The 15,876-nt window shown below is 63.5% G+C and carries 17 protein-coding genes and 1 pseudogene; 14 read left to right on the top strand and 4 right to left on the bottom strand.

What is annotated here, in order from left to right:
• Positions 1-67 precede the first annotated feature (67 nt).
• The 4 genes from L0A91_RS16630 to L0A91_RS16615 form a co-directional block, all read right to left on the bottom strand.
• Positions 68-856 carry a hypothetical protein gene (locus L0A91_RS16630; RefSeq protein ID WP_235246863.1) on the bottom strand — a complete coding sequence of 263 codons (789 nt, stop codon included), beginning with the start codon at positions 854-856 and terminating at the stop codon, positions 68-70.
• Between the two features lie 708 nt (positions 857-1,564).
• Positions 1,565-2,167: a PIN domain-containing protein gene (locus L0A91_RS16625; protein WP_235246861.1), complete on the bottom strand. Its 603-nt coding sequence runs from the start codon at positions 2,165-2,167 to the stop codon at positions 1,565-1,567.
• A gap of 94 nt (positions 2,168-2,261) precedes the next feature.
• The gene (locus L0A91_RS16620; protein ID WP_235246859.1) at positions 2,262-2,495 is read right to left on the bottom strand and encodes a helix-turn-helix domain-containing protein; all 234 of its coding nucleotides are present in this window, start codon (positions 2,493-2,495) and stop codon (positions 2,262-2,264) included.
• Entirely contained in the window at positions 2,489-2,698 is a 210-nt protein-coding gene (locus L0A91_RS16615; protein ID WP_235246858.1) for a hypothetical protein, read from the bottom strand. Before L0A91_RS16615 ends, L0A91_RS16620 begins: the two co-directional genes overlap by 7 nt.
• Positions 2,699-2,892: 194 nt before the next feature.
• On the opposite strand from L0A91_RS16615, the gene L0A91_RS16610 reads away from it, so the two are divergent.
• The 14 genes and pseudogenes from L0A91_RS16610 to L0A91_RS16550 all read left to right on the top strand — a co-directional run bounded on the left by L0A91_RS16610 (position 2,893) and on the right by L0A91_RS16550 (position 15,468).
• A complete protein-coding gene (locus tag L0A91_RS16610; RefSeq protein ID WP_235246857.1) occupies positions 2,893-3,477 on the top strand; it encodes a recombinase family protein in 585 nt (194 codons plus the stop codon).
• Between the two features lie 138 nt (positions 3,478-3,615).
• On the top strand, positions 3,616-4,476 hold the full coding sequence (locus L0A91_RS17820) for a DEAD/DEAH box helicase family protein (protein ID WP_260115349.1): 861 nt from the start codon (positions 3,616-3,618) through the stop codon (positions 4,474-4,476).
• A gap of 17 nt (positions 4,477-4,493) precedes the next feature.
• Positions 4,494-5,018: a DEAD/DEAH box helicase family protein gene (locus L0A91_RS17815; RefSeq protein ID WP_260115348.1), complete on the top strand. Its 525-nt coding sequence runs from the start codon at positions 4,494-4,496 to the stop codon at positions 5,016-5,018.
• Entirely contained in the window at positions 5,015-6,820 is a 1,806-nt protein-coding gene (locus L0A91_RS16600; RefSeq protein WP_235246856.1) for a helicase-related protein, read from the top strand. The genes L0A91_RS17815 and L0A91_RS16600 overlap by 4 nt, the downstream gene beginning before the upstream one ends.
• A gap of 2 nt (positions 6,821-6,822) precedes the next feature.
• Positions 6,823-7,020 (top strand): annotated as a pseudogene (locus L0A91_RS16595) (site-specific integrase); the annotation flags it as partial.
• Between the two features lie 326 nt (positions 7,021-7,346).
• Positions 7,347-8,129, top strand: coding sequence for a hypothetical protein (locus L0A91_RS16590; protein ID WP_235246875.1), 783 nt, complete (start codon positions 7,347-7,349; stop codon positions 8,127-8,129).
• Entirely contained in the window at positions 8,126-8,341 is a 216-nt protein-coding gene (locus L0A91_RS16585; RefSeq protein ID WP_235246854.1) for a hypothetical protein, read from the top strand. The genes L0A91_RS16590 and L0A91_RS16585 overlap by 4 nt, the downstream gene beginning before the upstream one ends.
• A complete protein-coding gene (locus tag L0A91_RS16580) occupies positions 8,338-9,402 on the top strand; it encodes a hypothetical protein (protein ID WP_235246852.1) in 1,065 nt (354 codons plus the stop codon). Before L0A91_RS16585 ends, L0A91_RS16580 begins: the two co-directional genes overlap by 4 nt.
• A 20-nt stretch (positions 9,403-9,422) precedes the next feature.
• Positions 9,423-9,887 (top strand): hypothetical protein, encoded by a 465-nt coding sequence (locus L0A91_RS16575; protein WP_235246849.1) that lies wholly within the window; start codon positions 9,423-9,425, stop codon positions 9,885-9,887.
• 130 nt (positions 9,888-10,017) lie between these two features.
• Complete coding sequence (locus L0A91_RS16570) at positions 10,018-10,659, top strand: site-specific integrase (protein ID WP_235246848.1); 642 nt, start codon at positions 10,018-10,020, stop codon at positions 10,657-10,659.
• A gap of 241 nt (positions 10,660-10,900) precedes the next feature.
• Positions 10,901-11,548, top strand: a complete 648-nt coding sequence (locus tag L0A91_RS16565) for a hypothetical protein (RefSeq protein WP_235246847.1) — start codon at positions 10,901-10,903, stop codon at positions 11,546-11,548.
• A 196-nt stretch (positions 11,549-11,744) separates the two neighbouring features.
• Positions 11,745-12,176: a hypothetical protein gene (locus L0A91_RS16560; protein WP_235246846.1), complete on the top strand. Its 432-nt coding sequence runs from the start codon at positions 11,745-11,747 to the stop codon at positions 12,174-12,176.
• Complete coding sequence (locus tag L0A91_RS16555; protein ID WP_235246845.1) at positions 12,176-12,706, top strand: hypothetical protein; 531 nt, start codon at positions 12,176-12,178, stop codon at positions 12,704-12,706. Before L0A91_RS16560 ends, L0A91_RS16555 begins: the two co-directional genes overlap by 1 nt.
• Positions 12,664-15,468, top strand: a complete 2,805-nt coding sequence (locus L0A91_RS16550) for a helicase-related protein (RefSeq protein ID WP_235246844.1) — start codon at positions 12,664-12,666, stop codon at positions 15,466-15,468. The genes L0A91_RS16555 and L0A91_RS16550 overlap by 43 nt, the downstream gene beginning before the upstream one ends.
• Positions 15,469-15,876: the final 408 nt, after the last annotated feature.

The following is a 15,876-nucleotide window of genomic DNA, read 5'->3' as shown; positions in this document are numbered from 1 at the left end:
CGGTGTACTTTTTTGCGGTTCGCTTCATGGCTGCCTCTCCCCTGCATTCGCTAAACGTATTTGCACTCTAGGGGCGCAACAGCAGAAAGTCCAGACCTTCACCAAATAGATAATCGGTTTCGCTCGAAGACTGGTGGTTCTTAACGACATAGCAGGGACCTATTTCAGATCTTTGACCTGGGAGAACGCCCATCGCTGACATGACCTCCGTCGGTCCAGGCCCAAACAACGCCTTCATATGTTTAGAGATCGACGTAGGTGACTCGCCGTCATAGGGCTCAACCTCCTTCCGCATCCCGTGATCACGCGGAGTACGCAGATACGCACACAACACATCCACACACACCTGTGCCTCCGCTTCCGCCGGCTCGTCTTGGGTCAGCCAGTCATCAGCTAACGCCGACATCGCGTACACGCCCGCCAACCGGATCGCAGCGCTCTCATCACCCAACTGGCCAGCAGCCGTCGTAAACCGATCCCTCAAACCCCGAACACGCTCACGCTCAGCATTACCCCGGTCAAGATCAGCTTTCTCCCGATCTTTCTTCTGCTCGTTCTTGATTCGCTTCTTCTCAGTCTTCAACGCCTCCTCCGTTGAACGCTGACGTCGCAAACCCACCGTCGCCACCGCAACAGCACCCACACCAATACCCGCCTGCACTGTCACCGCAGCAACAGCCGGCCCCATACCCCCATCAAGCAATCCTCCGAGCCACAACCCCAGCAACGTCCCAACCAACAGCCCAATGAACACCCCAACGGACATACCCACCTGCACTAACAACGAACGCTGATCCCACCAACCCGCCTTTTTAGGTGGATCCTTGCCCGCCCTGTTCGCCTTCTTATCAGTCATCCCCCATCCTCAACCCCGCACGCCTAGCAAGCCCCAGCAAAACCCTCATCTTGTGAAAACTAGTTATCCATCTATCTAAAAATAGATAACTAGTCACCTGTCTTCCCTATCAGAAACGGTCGTTAGCGTTCATCGCTCTTGCCAGCCTTTTGAAGACAACCACAGCACCTGCGTGGGCCCATGTGTGAGAACGCGTGTCGAGCTGCGTTTAGGGTTCAGCACTGCGGCTTGGGACGAAGGGGCGGGAATGGTGGTGGTTAAGTCGGTTTCCCTCGGTACCCAAGGTGCCTGGCTGGGTTGCGTGACGCGGTCTTTTCGCCGGGGCCGTACGTGGGGACTTTGGGGTAACCGAACTCGAGGAAGTGTTGGGGGCTGGCACCTCGACGTGAGGTCGGTTGTTCCTACGAGGTTGCTGCCTCCTTGAGGATCACGCTGCGGGAGCCGATCATGTGCTTGCCGAGTCCCCCCACCCGCCAGGTTCCGTCGGCGTACTTACACAAGGTCATGAAGGCCCCATTACGCGTGGTGAACGCCGCGAACACCTGAGAGCTCTCTGGTATCCCGGCAAGAAGCGCACGAACGCTACGTGCTCTGGGGCGTCGACTGCGTAGTAGACCTCTGAAGCGATCGCCAGGTCATCGAGTAGCGCATCGCACCAGGCGTAGTCCCCGAAAGCCTCTGGAGTGTGGGTGGTGTCGTGCAGGGCGTCTATGTACCTCGCTCCCCGAGCGCTGTCCACCAGCTGAGCGCAACATGAAACGGGTCTTTCGGATTGGGGCTTTTGCTCCATGCGGTCGCCGGGGAATTCTCGGCTGGCGCGGCGACAAGGGCCGGAATGTCACTACTCGGCTCGGCACCGGCCAACAGCACCTGGTGCATCGTATTGGCGAACGTGGGCGCAATGTCGGTGATCCCGGCGAGCAAGTCTTGCGTTGTCATCCGCGGGCGACTCTTGCGTGTGGCGTCTCTCTCGATGGCTTCGGCACAGGCGGGTGTGTCTTCGTTCAGCAGCGTGAACAGGAACTGCTCAGGGTGCACAACGACCACCTCATGTGGATCGCAGGCATCTTCAGGGAAGTCTTTCAAGTTGGTGGTAACGAGGATGCTGGCACCCGATGCGACAGCAGCGGCAAGCACATGGCGGTCCTTCGGGTCACACTCGAGTCCTGCCTCCATCCATTCGTAGCCGTGCACTGTTGCCTCTGGAAAAGCCTTACGCATTGCGTTGATTCGTCGCGCCATTTTGTCGAGAGGCTGGCCCAATTTGTGGACCAGCGCCCGCTCGGTCTCCTCGGTATGTGTTCGGACCACCGCGGCTCGTAGAGCCCTTCTTCGGCCAAGGCCAGCAACAAACTGGACAGGTTGTAGGGCACTAGAACACAAGCGTCCAGTACGACAATGTCCCTCAACGGGTACTGACAATCTCGTCAGGAGCGGACGACCCGTGCGTCTCCGCTAGTTCGTCAAGGGCCTTGGCACGACGGCTGCGGCGGTGGGCCAAGAAGTCGTCGATAGCGGACCGGGCCACTCGCCGATGCACTCCTGGTTGTTCGTAGGACAACAGTCCGTCTTCGAGCATCTTCACTAGAGTCGGTCGGCTCACTCGCAACAGGTCTGCTGCTTCCTGCGTGCTCAACATCTCCTTAACAGGAGAACGTCGACCCGATGACCAGCCGCGAGTTCATCCAACACCTCGGTCAACACCGTCCGGGCATGATCGCTCACCTCGACGGTGACAGAACCCAAGGTGATGGTCGAAGCATCATCGAGTGACTCACGGAGCAGCGCACTTCCGCGCTCCGCTACATCAGCAGGAACAAGGCGGCGTGTAAGCATCGACATATACCGAGTCTACCGGCAAAACGAATGAAACGAAAGTTTGTAGGACTCCCCTCCGGGCGCACTCCCAAGCGTCACCACGGGACCTGTGAGCGTCTGGGGTACACCCCAAACACACACATCCACACCGAATGACCTATCGGAGCATCTGGAGTATCAAACACCATAGATGCACACATCTGTTCTAGGGTCTGAACATGTCGGGACAAATCGTGGGCTACGTACGAGTCAGCAGCGTCGAGCAAAACCCAGCACGGCAGATCGCCGCCATCGGCACCGTCGATGAAACGTTCACCGACCATGTCAGCGGAAAATCCCGCGCCGAACGCCCAGAACTCATCCGGATGTTGCGCCATGTCCGTCGCGGTGACACCGTCCGAGTTTCTTCGATGGACCGACTCGCCCGCTCGGTGATTGACCTGGCACAGATCATCCAAGAACTGAACAACAAGCAGGTTGAGGTGGAATTCGTTACCGAACGTCTCACCTTCGTCGCCGGCGCCGAAGACCCGTTCGCCATGTTCCAGCTCCACATGCTCGGAGCCGTCGCCCAACTAGAACGCTCCCTCATCAAAGAACGCCAACGCGAAGGCATCGACATCGCCCGCACCAAAGGCGTCTACCAAGGACGAGGTCGAGCCCTCTCTCCCGAACAAATCACCCAAGCCCACGACAAGGTCGAAGCCGGCATCCCCAAAACCAAAATCGCCCGCGACCTCGGTTGCTCCCGACGCGCGCTCTACGACGCATTACAAGCTCGCGGCGCCTATGCCACTCCATAGCAAAGGCTGAGCAACCCTCTCTTGCGCTACCCCCGGTTGAAGAACTGAGCCTCGCTGAGGGTCGAGCCCAGCCGAACTAGAAACAAAATTGGCGTGAATCTGCCGTCCGCAAAACCTTACGTGGGCCAAACTGTGTCCATGGCATCCACTGTTGAAGAACTCCTTGAAAAATTTCTCCTCGAATCACAGTCCACGGTGGAGCGAGGCAGCAAGTTTGAGCGTTTGATCAAATCGTTCCTGCTCAACGATGTGGAATGGGCCCAGCGGTTTGATCAGGTGTGGGAGTGGATGGAATGGCCCGGCCGCGCCGGCAAGCGGGACACCGGCATCGACTTAGTCGCGCGTGTACGTGAAACCGGTGACCTGGTCGCGGTGCAGTGCAAATTTTACGACCCTGACACGTTGCTCCAGAAGTCGCACATCGACTCGTTCTTGTCTGACTCAGGCAAAGCCCCGTTTACCGAGCGTCTGGTGGTTTCGACGGCTCTGAACTGGGGACCGAACGCTGAGGCTGCGATTCAAGGCCAGACCAAACCGGTGAGCCGTATTGGTTTGCATGACTTGGTCGAGTCTTCGATCGATTGGCACCAGTTCGATATCTCAACACCGGAAATTCTGGAACTGAAAGAACGTAAACAGTTACGTCCTCACCAGCGTGAGGCCCTGGACAAGGTCCGGGCCGGGTTCGAAACCGGTGACCGCGGCAAACTGATCATGGCCTGCGGCACGGGTAAGACCTTCACCTCCTTGAAGATTGTCGAAGAACAAGTGCCCCTGGGCGGGTCCGTGCTGTTCTTGGTGCCATCGATCGCGTTGCTGTCACAGACGCTGCGTGAATGGTCCATCGAGGCCGAAAACTCGCTGCGCACGTTCGCGGTGTGTTCGGACATCAAAGTCGGCCGCAGTGATGACTCCCCGAGATCTCTCTCGTTGACCTCACCATTCCGGCCACCACGGACCCGGTCAAACTTGCTGGGCAGGTCAACAACCCGGACGTAGCCGCGAAGCGCATCACGGTGGTGTTTTCGACTTATCAGTCCATTGAGGTGGTCGCGAAGGCACAAGAAGATGCTGGGCTACCCGAGTTCGACATGATCATCTGTGACGAGGCGCACCGCACCACCGGCGCAACCTTGGCCGGTCAGGATGAGTCAGCGTTCGTCAAAGTCCACGATGACAACTTCATCCAGGCGTCTAAGCGCCTGTACATGACGGCGACCCCACGCATTTATGACGACAATTCCAAAGCCAAAGCCGGGCAGTCCAACGCCATCCTTGCCTCCATGGACGACGAGAACCTGTTCGGCCCAGAGTTTCACCGGCTCGGGTTCGGCGAAGCGGTCTCCCTAAACCTTTTGACGGACTACAAAGTGCTCGTCCTCGCCGTTGATGAAGGTTCGGTGTCTCGCACGTTCCAAGGGACGATGGAAGCCAATAGCGAACTCAAACTCGATGATGTGGCCAGGATCGTGGGCTGCTGGAACGGCTTGGCAAAATTGGTCAGGCCGAGCACGACTTTTCCGTTGACCCTGAACCAATGAAGCGTGCTGTCGCGTTCTCCCGCGACATCAAAGCCTCCAAACAGTTCGCCAGCGTGTTCGATGAAGTTATCGGCGACTACGTCCGCAACCAAAGCATCGGTGAGGACGATGGTGAGCGGCCACCGTTGAACACGACGGTGCATCACGTCGACGGCAAAATGAACATCCTCACCCGCAACGAAGAACTCGACTGGCTCAAAACTGACCCCGGCACAGACTCTTGCCGTGTCCTCACCAACGCTAAGTGCCTCTCTGAGGGCGTGGACGTGCCTGCGTTGGATGCCGTGATGTTCCTCAACCCCCGCAAGTCTGTCGTCGACGTCGTCCAATCCGTGGGCCGTGTCATGCGCCGCTCACCAGGTAAAAAGTATGGCTACATCATTTTGCCGATCGGCATCCCGGCAGGGATGAGCCCCGAAGAAGCACTCAGAGACAACGACCGCTACCGCGTCGTCTGGGACGTGCTCCAAGCCCTACGCGCCCACGATGAACGCTTCAACGCCATGATCAACAAAATCGAGCTCAACAACACCCGCGACCAACGCATCAACGTCATCGGAGTCGGCGGCAACGACGACGAGTCCACCACAAACACCACAGACAAGCCCGAACCCAAGCAGTTGTCGTTCAACTGGGAAGCGCTCGAAGAGTGGCGCGACGCGATCTACGCCAAAATCGTTCAAAAGGTCGGCACCCGACGCTACTGGGAAGACTGGGCCAAAGACGTCGCCACCATCGCTGACAACCACCGCACCAGGTTGCTGGCGATCCTAGAATCCGGGCACGCAGCCGAGGAGTTCAATGCTTTCCACCGGGCGCTGCAAGCGAACCTGAACGAGGGCATCAACCGGGACGACGCGATCGACATGCTCTCCCAACACATGATCACCAAACCCGTCTTCGACGCACTGTTCTCCGAATACCAGTTTGCTGAACACAACCCAGTATCCAAAGTCATGCAGACCATGCTCGAAACCCTGGAAGGCGCGAACCTCGAAGCAGAGACCGAACCCCTAGAAAAGTTCTACGAATCCGTGCGCCTACGCGCGGCCGGTATCGACAACGCTGAAGGCAAACAACGCATCATCACCGAACTATACGAACGGTTCTTCAAACTCGCCTTCCCCCGCGCAGCCGACGCACTCGGCATCGTCTACACCCCCACCGAAATCGTTGACTTCATCATCCGCTCCGTTGACCACCTCTCGCGCGAACACTTCGGCAAAGGACTCACCGATGAAGGCGTGCACGTCCTCGACCCGTTCACCGGCACCGGCACCTTCATCACCCGACTGATCGCTTCCGGCCTGATCGAACCCCACGACCTAGCCCGCAAATACGCCTCAGAGCTGCACGCCAACGAGATCATGCTGCTGGCCTACTACATCGCAGCGATCAACATCGAAACCACATTCCAACAGCAAATGACCAACGCCGACATTGAAGCCCCATACGAGGCTTTTGGTGGGATCGTGCTGACCGACACCTTCCAGATGACCGAAAAAGACGACATCAACGACCTGGTCATCTTCACCAACAACAACGAACGCGTCGAAAACCAACGCGCCCTCGACATCCGCGTCATCATCGGCAACCCCTGTTCCCCCGAAAGCGGGGGTGTTGCGGGGTACTGTGTGGCCATGTCGAGCCCGACCCCGGTGATGTGGAGGCTGGGCCGCTCGCTGCTTGAGGGACACGGGGTGGGCACTTCGAGGGCGGCTGAGCTCGTCGTGAGGAGCGATCAGCAGGTTTGGGTCCGGGGCAGCCCTTCCTGCTCCGACCGGACGGCGCGCCCGACGTAGACGTGCTGTCCTTCTTCGCGTCGGCGAGCTACAAGTTGCTCTCGGAGCAGACCCAGTTGTCCTACGCCAAGGATCTGCGTCTCTTCCTGAGTTTCCTGGAGTCGCAGGGAAGGCCGTGGAGGGAGACGGCGACGTCAGATCTTCTGGATTTCGAGTACTGGCGTCGGCGCGATCCGGACAACGAGCACCGGGTCTCCGGGGCGAAGTTCAGTCGTGAGCTTGCGGCGTGCAAGAAGTTCTTCGCCTGGCAGCACAAGCGTGGCGTGATCGCCAGTGACCCGGCCGCCGAAGAAGTCGTTTCTGCTGAGGGTGCAGGCCCGCGTTCGCTGCGGCCCCGGGATGCTCGGCCTGTCCGGGTGAAGTGGTTGACACCGGGCGCGTACCGGCAGTGGCGGGACGTGAGTCTTGCCGGCCGGCTGCCAGATGGCTCGGCCGACCCCTCCTGGCGGGGGCGCAACGATGGACGGAACGTGGCCTTCGCCGACCTGCTCTGGTCCAGCGGGTTGCGGCTGAGGAGGCCGGCACGTTGTTGGTGCAGGAGCTGCCCGCCGTCGACAACCGCGGCCAGTTCCTGCGGGCAAGGGTGGGTGCTGGCGTCGCCAAGGGACGGGGCCGGGACTTCTGGTTGTCCGCCTCCGCGCGTCGGCAGCTGGAGGCCTATGTGCTCTCCACCAGGGCCGAAGCGGTGTCCCGAGCTCGACGTGAGGGCCGGTACGAGGACATGCCGGGCCGTCAGGTCGTGGCCGGCCAGGACCGTTTAGGCCTCCGGGTCCGGGACGGGGACGGACAGGTGCGGACAACCACCCTCGACCAGCTCGACTGGCGCGACCGCGTCCATCTGTTCGTCCAGGAGGAGGCAGGCCTCGCACCGGCCGCACTGTTCCTGGGCGACTCGGGGCTACCGATGCGGTACGAGTCCTGGGAGGCGGTGTTCTCGACCGCCAACCGGCGGTGCGCCCGACTGGGAGTCCCGGTCTCCTGCTACCCGCACATGCTGCGCCACTCGTTCGCGCTACGGATGCTGGTCACGTTGCTGCACGCGTTCGACCGACGGATGGGCCTGACGCCGGAGGAACGCAAGGACTACCGGATGCTGTTCGGCGACCCGTGGACCCTGGTCCAGACCTTGCTGGGGCACACGAACCCTCAGACGACCCGGGACATCTACCTGGAGCCGGTCTCGGGTCTGCAGGTCGACCTGTTCCTCAACGCCGAGGACTCCACTAAGAGCGAGCAGGAGTTCACCGACTTCGTGGAGCGGCACCTGACCGCCACCGGCCTCGTCAACGACGGCGGAGGAATACGGTGACCCCGGTGTCGATGCCAGCAGCGGGCTACCGCCGCCCCGACCGGTTGGACCCGACCCGGCTGGTGGTGTCGGTCATCGGCACGGACGGGCAGGAGGCTGGCCCGTTCGACTTCAGCCAGGCCCGGCCCACGGTCAGGTACGCCAACAACTGGTCGACGCGTTCGCGGCGGCCACCGGACCTGACGGCAGGTGGCGCTCAGCCGCGTCGATGAACACCGCGCACCGCACCTCGTTGGCGTTCCTGCGCAGCCTGGAACCGCTGGGGATCAACATCACCACGTTGAGCGACCTCGGCCCGGAGCACTGGTGGGCCTGGCGTGGCGAACGGGAGGCACGTAACCGGTGGCCTGGTCAGGTGAACATCATGCGGGTCCTGCTCAAGGAGGTACCGGAGGTCGGTGCCCTGACCAGGCGCGCCCTCGCCCAGCGGACCCACAAACCACGCAAGAGGCTGTACGACTCCTACTCGGTCGCCGAGTTCGAGGCCATTCGCCGTCGCGCCGGCGAGCTGGGCCGGGTGTGCGAGGCGAGGATCTCGGCGAACGTCGCCGCGCTCGAGCGCCACCGTGACGGCCAGTTCGACGACGGGCCCGATGTTCCCTACGACGGGACCCACCTCACCCGGGGCGAGCTCCTCGAACGGCTCGTGCAGGACGGGCGGTTGCGGTTCGGCAGCGGCGCGAGCGAGGCTGCCCGACAAGCCGCTACCGTCTTGGGCACCGGGGACCTGCACCCCACCTACGCCCTCTTCCCGACCAGGGTGGAGGTGTTGTCGATCATGGCAGCGCTGGTGTGCGACCGCGGGTACAACCTGTCGACCTTGGAGTCGATGGTGGTGCCCGACCTGGCCTCCGAACCCGGACGGGACGAGGTGCTGGTCTCGCACTTGGACAAGCCGAGGAGGGGACACCGCAGGTACTTCACCAACTCCTTCTCCGGGCCTCACGCCCGGACCTTGCGCACCGCGCTGACGATCACCGCACCAGCCCGGGAGTGCATGGAAAACCTGGGGCATGCCACGGACCGACTGCTGATCTCCGGGTCCTCGAACGGGGCCACCGACCACGCCACCAGGTGGTTCGTCACGAGCGGCTTCACCAAGGGCGGCACAGTGCGCCGGTGGGACCAGCTCGCTGGCCTGCGGGATGACGACGGAGGCCTGCTGCACCTGCATTTCGGACGGCTGCGCCTGTCCGAGCAGGTCATCAACCGCAGGTCCAGCCAGAACTCCGCCGCGGTCAGTGAGGACATCTACCGTCGACCGGACCCCTGACCGCCCACCTTCACCAGGACGTGATCCTGGAAGGCCAGGCGGCGGCCGTCGAGCACGCCACAGACACGATGCGGCTGCGCTACGCGCAAGTGCAGGACCTGGGCCTGCCGGCGCAGACGACCGACGCCGTCCGCTCCGGCAGTCTGGACACCGCGGCGACGGCGTGCCTGGACTTCAACCAGAGCCCGTTCACGCCGGAAGGAGAGCCGTGCACCGCCTCCTTCCTGATGTGCCTGGCCTGCCCGAACGCGGTCGCCACGCCCGCGCACCTGCCCCGGCTGATCCTGCTGGATGAGGCGCTGGACAACCTCGCCTCGGTCGACCCTGCCCGCTTCGACGCCCGCTACCGGGAGCACCGGGACCGGCTGCAGCACCTGCTCGAGTCCAGCACCACCACGGCCGAGCGAGCCACCGCCCGTGACGAGGCCACCGACGCCGACCTGGCAGTGATCGAACGGCTCCTGCGAAGGGACCTGGACGCATGACGACAGCAGCAGCCCCGGACCGCCTGGGTGGGTTCCTGGCCCGTTCCATTCCATCACTTCCGGCCGCCGGGGCCACGGTCGTTCCCGGCGGCTCGGTCTTCGGGGACGAGGTCTGGGACCTGAGCCCGTTGTGTCCGCGGCCGACCACCCGGTGGATCCGGCTTCACTTCACCCCTGCCCCGAGGCGTTACGCGCCGATCTGAAGCACTTCTTCTACCTGCTGCTGACGATGGATACCCCGCTGGAGCAGCTCGACCGGCCAGCCAGTGCCCGGAAACGGCTCGCGCCCTCCACACTGAAGACCCTGTTCGAGGACCTCAAACCGTTCTTCGGCTGGTTCGAGGAACGCGGCCTGAGCACTCTCGCCCAGCTCGACGAGGACGACCTTCGCGAGTACGCCGCCCAGGTCGCCAATGCACCGGTCGGGCAGAACCCCAAGTCGCGTCGCCTGTTCGGGCTCAGCAGGCTGTGGCTGCTCAGCCCCTACATGCGTCCGAGCGCCCGGTTGAGGCAACCGTTCTGGGAACGCGAAGGCATGGACCAGGTCATCGGCAAGAGCGAATGGACTGCGGAGAACAAATCCATCCCGGTCCACCCGGCCACCATGTCCGCGCTGCTCGTGTGGTGCCTGCGACTGGTCCAGGAGGCGCCACGCCTGATCCACCTGCTCAGCCTGAGCCCGAGTATCCCCGTGCCGCGGCGGGCGGTCCGACGTCCCTGCCCTGGAGCGCCGAACTCGGCCAAGACAGGGCCGAGGCCCATCGGCCAGTAGTCAGCACCGCGTGCCTGATCACCGTGGCCTACCTGACCGGGATGCGAGCTGATGAGGTCCTGGGCCTACGTCGCGGCTGCTGCACACCCACGGCCAGCACCCCCGGCAGATCTGCGGCCGGTTACGAGATCAGAGGCCGCACCTACAAGGCGGCCGTGGCCGAAGGCCGGAGCCTTCCCGAAGGAGTCGACCGCGAACACCCTGGGTCGCCATCAAGCCCGTCGCGGACGCGATTGCAGTCATGGAGGGCCTGCACGAGGGTGACCTCCTGTTCAGCGACACCCTCTTCAAGGCCCGCGTGAACGGGACCGACCTAGACCCTGGCGGGCCGTCGTCCAGGCGGGTGATCGACGCGATCAAGCACCTGACCGGTTGGTGCAACCAGCTCGCCAACGACCTGGAGCGTCCCCAGGACGTCATCCCGGAGGACCCCGACGGACCGATCAACCTGCGACGACTACGCCGGACCCTGGCTTGGTTCATCTACCGCCGCCCCGGCGGCCGGGTCGCCCTCGGCGTCCAGTACGGCCACCTGCACACGGCCACCTCCGACGGGTACGGCGGCAGGGCCTCGACCGGCCTGCGAGACCTGTTCCCGATGGAAGAAGCCTTCGCCCTCAGCGACACCCTGCACCGGGCCGCCGAGCACCTTCAGGCACACCCGCACGTCAGCGGTCCCGCGGCCGCCCGTTACCAGGCCGCCGCCGGCGAGTACCGCGACCGCTTCCAGGGCCTGGCCCTGACCACCAAGCAGGCCGCAGCCCTCATGGCCAACCCGTCCATGCGCGTCTACGATGCCCCCGGCCAGACCCTCGCCTGCTGCTTCGACCCACGGAAAGCCCTCTGCCGCAGGGACACCACCACGCGGGTGGCAGACCTCCGGACCTGACCGCCTGCGACCACCGGTGCGCCAACATCGCCCGCACCGAGGAGCACATCACCTCAGTCCGAGCAGAGCTGGCCGCGCTGCAGGAAGAGCACGACTCGCCCACGACACCTGAACCGATGCGACACCGCATCCGCGCCCAGATCGACCGGCGAGAAGCCATCGTCAACGCTCACCACGCGGAGGATGGTGACGGGCAATGACCGAGCACGGACCAGAACGCCGCGCCATCCGGGAGGCGATGACCAGGCTGCTGGAGGGCCACCCGGTCCGCTCCGACGGCAAACTGACCATCAAGTCCCTCGCCGAGGAGGCCGGTCTCAAACGGTGGATCCTCACCCACCGGCACCAGGACCTGCAGGCCGAGTTCCGCGACCGGATCGCCGCGCACGGCACCGACCCCGAACCTGTCAGGGCGCTCAAGGAACGCATCGAGATCGTGACCGCGGAGAACCGCCGCCTGCGCGAACAGCTGCGGGAAGCCAGGTCGACCATCGCGATGCTCGAGCGGCACATCGCGGTCGAGGCACTCGAGGCCACCCGTTCTTCGACGACCCCAGCCGAGGCCGGCCCGCCCCGGTTACGCCCAGTACCTGACAAGACCGACCTGCCGACCGAGGGGAACCAGTAGTGCCCAACATCTTCGACAACCTGACCGACCCGACCCGTCTCGGGCCCGCGCTACGGACTCCCTGGACGAGTTCGACAGCGTGGACGTGGCGACCGGGTACATCGACCTACGCGGGTGGTCCAACCTTGCCGACGTCCTGGACGAAAAGGAAGCGCCGAGGAGGACCCCCGACCGCCAGGGTCCTGGTCGGCATGGTCGCCCCCGCAGACTCCCAGCAGCTCCTCGACATGCTGCAGGACGACGTGCAGCCTCCGAGTACGGGTCCGGCATCCACGACCTGGAGAGCCATCGCCCGACGCGACCGGCTGGTTGCCCACCTGCGCACCCAGCTGATGCGGGGCCTGGCCACCCGGGAGGGACAGCAGACTCTGCAGACGCTGAAGCGTCAGCTGGAGCAGGGGACCGTGGCGATGAAAGTGTTCACCGAGAAGCCGCTGCACGGCAAGACGTACATCTTCCACGCGCCGGGCAAGAAGCACGGATCCAGATGGGGTACGTCGGGTCCTCCAATCTCACCGGGGCGGGGCTGAACCGCAACCTGGAGCTGAACATCGACGTGCAGGACTCCGACGCCACGCAAAAGCTGGCGGCCTGGTTCCAGGAGCGCTGGGAAGACAGGTTCTCCCTGGACATCACCGCCGAGATCATCGACCTGATCGCCAATTCGTGGGCGGACGAGGACCAGCCCACTCCGTTCGAGGTGTACCTGAAGGTCTGCCACTCCCTGTCCCAGGACGCCCGTGACGGGATGGGGTACGTGCTGCCGAAGTCGATGAGTGACCTGCTGCTGGACTACCAGGAGAGCGCCGTGCGGACATTGTCGAGGCGGATCGTGCGCCGCGGAGGCACCATGCTCGGCGACGTCGTCGGTCTGGGCAAGACGCTCACCGCTGTCGCGACCGCGCTGATGCTGCAGGCTGCTGAGGACTACTCCACCCTCGTGCTGTGCCCGAAGAACCTGCAGCCGATGTGGGAGAAGCACATCGAGGAGTACGACATCAACGGACGGGTGGTGCCCTACTCGATGGCCGACAAGGTACTGCCCGAGCTCAAACGGTTCAACCTGGTCATCTGCGACGAGTCGCACAACCTGCGGAACAACTCCACCATCGCCTACGACGCGATCCATCAGTACATCCGGACCAACAGCTCCAAAGTCCTTCTGCTGACCGCCACGCCGTACAACCTGGCGTTCACCGATGTCGCCAACCAGATCGGCCTGTACATCGACGAGGACGACGACCTGGGCATCGTCCCGACCGAGGCGCTGCACAACGACCCCAACCTGATGGCCAGGGTCGACGGAAAGATCAACACCCTCACCGCGTTCCGCAAGTCCGAGGAACCGGAGGATTGGAAGAGGCTGATGAGCGACCACCTCGTGCGCCGGACCCGCTCCTTCATCAAGCGCACCGCCAAGAAGGAGCTGGTCACCGGCCCAGACGGCACGACGACCGAGCGGGAGTACCTGCAGTTCGCCAACGGTCAGAAGTTCCACTTCCCGACCCGCGTGTCGACCCCGGTCAGCCACCAGTTCGCCGCGGACGACCCAGCCGCTCTGATGGAGGACGAGACCACGCTGGACGCCGTCCGCGACCTGCTCCTGCCCCGGTACCGGCTCGCCGACTACGACAACCCCAAGGCCCCGCACACCGACGAGGACACGAAGAACCTGGACGACATCCGCTCGGGCCGAGGCAACGTCAGCGGCTTCGTGAGGATCGGACTGTTCAAGCGACTGTCCTCATCCGGCTACTCGTTCATCCTGTCGCTGCAACGCCAACGAGCCCGCAACGAGCTGTTCATTCACGCGATCGACCACAAGCTACGCATCCCGCTGGGCTCGTTCACCGACAAGCAGATCAACGTCACGGACGAGGACATCGAGACCGACGGCAGCCTGCACGGCAGCGCCGAGACCCGCTACAAGAGCCTCGCCGAGTCCCTGCCGGCAAAGACCAAGTGGGTCAACACCACCGTCTTCAAGCCAACCCTGCGTCACGACCTGGTCAAAGACACCGAGACGATCACGTCGCTGCTGGAACGGTTCGGGGACTGGGACTCCACCCGGGACTCCAAGATCAACGCCCTGGTCGACCTGCTCACCAACGACCATCCCGGGGAGAAGGTCCTGGTCTTCACCGAGTACGGCGACACGGCCGACTACGTCGCCCACGCCCTAACCGAGGCCGGTATCGCGAACGTCGCCCTGGCGACCGGCGACACCGACAACCCCGCCGAGGTCGCCCGCCGGTTCTCCCCGAACTCCAACCGGCTCCCCTCGGAGGACCAGAGCGTCTCGGTCGAGGTGGAGCGGCCCGTCGACGTGCTCGTCGCCACCGACGTGCTCTCCGAGGGCCAGAACCTGCAGGACAGTCACATCATCGTGAACTACGACCTGCCCTGGGCCATCATCCGGATCATCCAGCGCGCTGGCCGCGTCGACCGCATCGGGCAGAAGTCCGACACCGTCAACCTCTACCTGATCACGCACGAGAACATCGAGGAGCAGATCCGCCTCCGGCAGCGCATCAAGGAACGACTAGGAGCCGCCGCCGAGGCGTTCGGCTCGGACGAGAAGTTCTTCGGTGGCGACAAGGAGATCAAGATCCTCGACGACCTCTACAAGGGGCGGGTCACCGAGGACGACAGCGATGACGAGGCCGAGGTCGACTCCGTCAGCGAAGCCTGGCTGGTGTGGTCCAACGCCCTGGACAAGCACCCCCAGATCACCGCCAGGGTGCTCCGCCTGCAGGACATGATCCACTCCACCCGGGACCAGTACATGAACGAGTCCCACGGGGGTGACTTGCTACATCTCCACCGGCTCCGGCGTCGACGCCTTCGCCACCGCCACCATCACCGACCACGGCGTCCAGGAGCGGATCCTCACCCCCTGGAAGCCCTGCGGATCTTCCGTGCCGAACCCACCACACCCACGGCCCCTCTACGCCCCGACCACTTCGACCGCGAGACCGCCCTGGTCCAGGGACCGCTAAAGACCGAGACGATCGCAGCCGGCAACCTCAAGGGCGTACGCAAGTGGGCCTGGCAGCGCCTCGGCGGCACCGTCTTCGGGGAGAAGGCCTCCGCAGCCCTGGACGCCCTGCATACCCGGCCCCTGACCGAGCACGCCAACATGCGGCTGAGCCAAGCACGACGCAACAAGTACAGCCTGGACGACCTAGCCGACCTCATCAACCAGCTGCACGACGAGGACAGGCTCGTCATCGGCGCCACCGACACCGACACCATCAAGATCGTCTGCTCGCTAGGAGTGACCAGCTCGTGACCACCGCCCTGATCGAACGCGCCGAACAGCGTGACTACCAGAAGCTGTTCATCCAGGACCTGAACTGGTCCCGGCCCGACCAGCCCCCAGTCACCGTCGAGTACGACGGCCGCAAGGTCAGCGCCACCAACGTCTCCTCGCACAAGGGACTGCGCGTCTGGGTCGTCAACGAGAAACCCGACTCCAAGCTCGAAGCCACCCTCGACCAGCACCTGGCCAAGAGCAGCACCGACCGCATCCTGATCTTCCACGACGAGCACGAACAGGTGTGGCGCTGGCCCGTGCGCCGAGCAGTCGGTAGCACCACCACGACCAGACTGAGCCGACACCGGCACCGCAACGGCGACACAGACCCACGGTTCGCCGAGAAGCTGGACGTGATCCGCCTCCCCTACGACGTGATCTTGG

Source organism: Ornithinimicrobium sp. INDO-MA30-4 (assembly GCF_021535045.1).
GTDB lineage: Bacteria > Actinomycetota > Actinomycetes > Actinomycetales > Dermatophilaceae > Ornithinicoccus.
The sequence above is the reverse complement of the archived record's forward strand: the minus strand, read 5'-3'. Positions and strand labels throughout refer to the sequence as shown.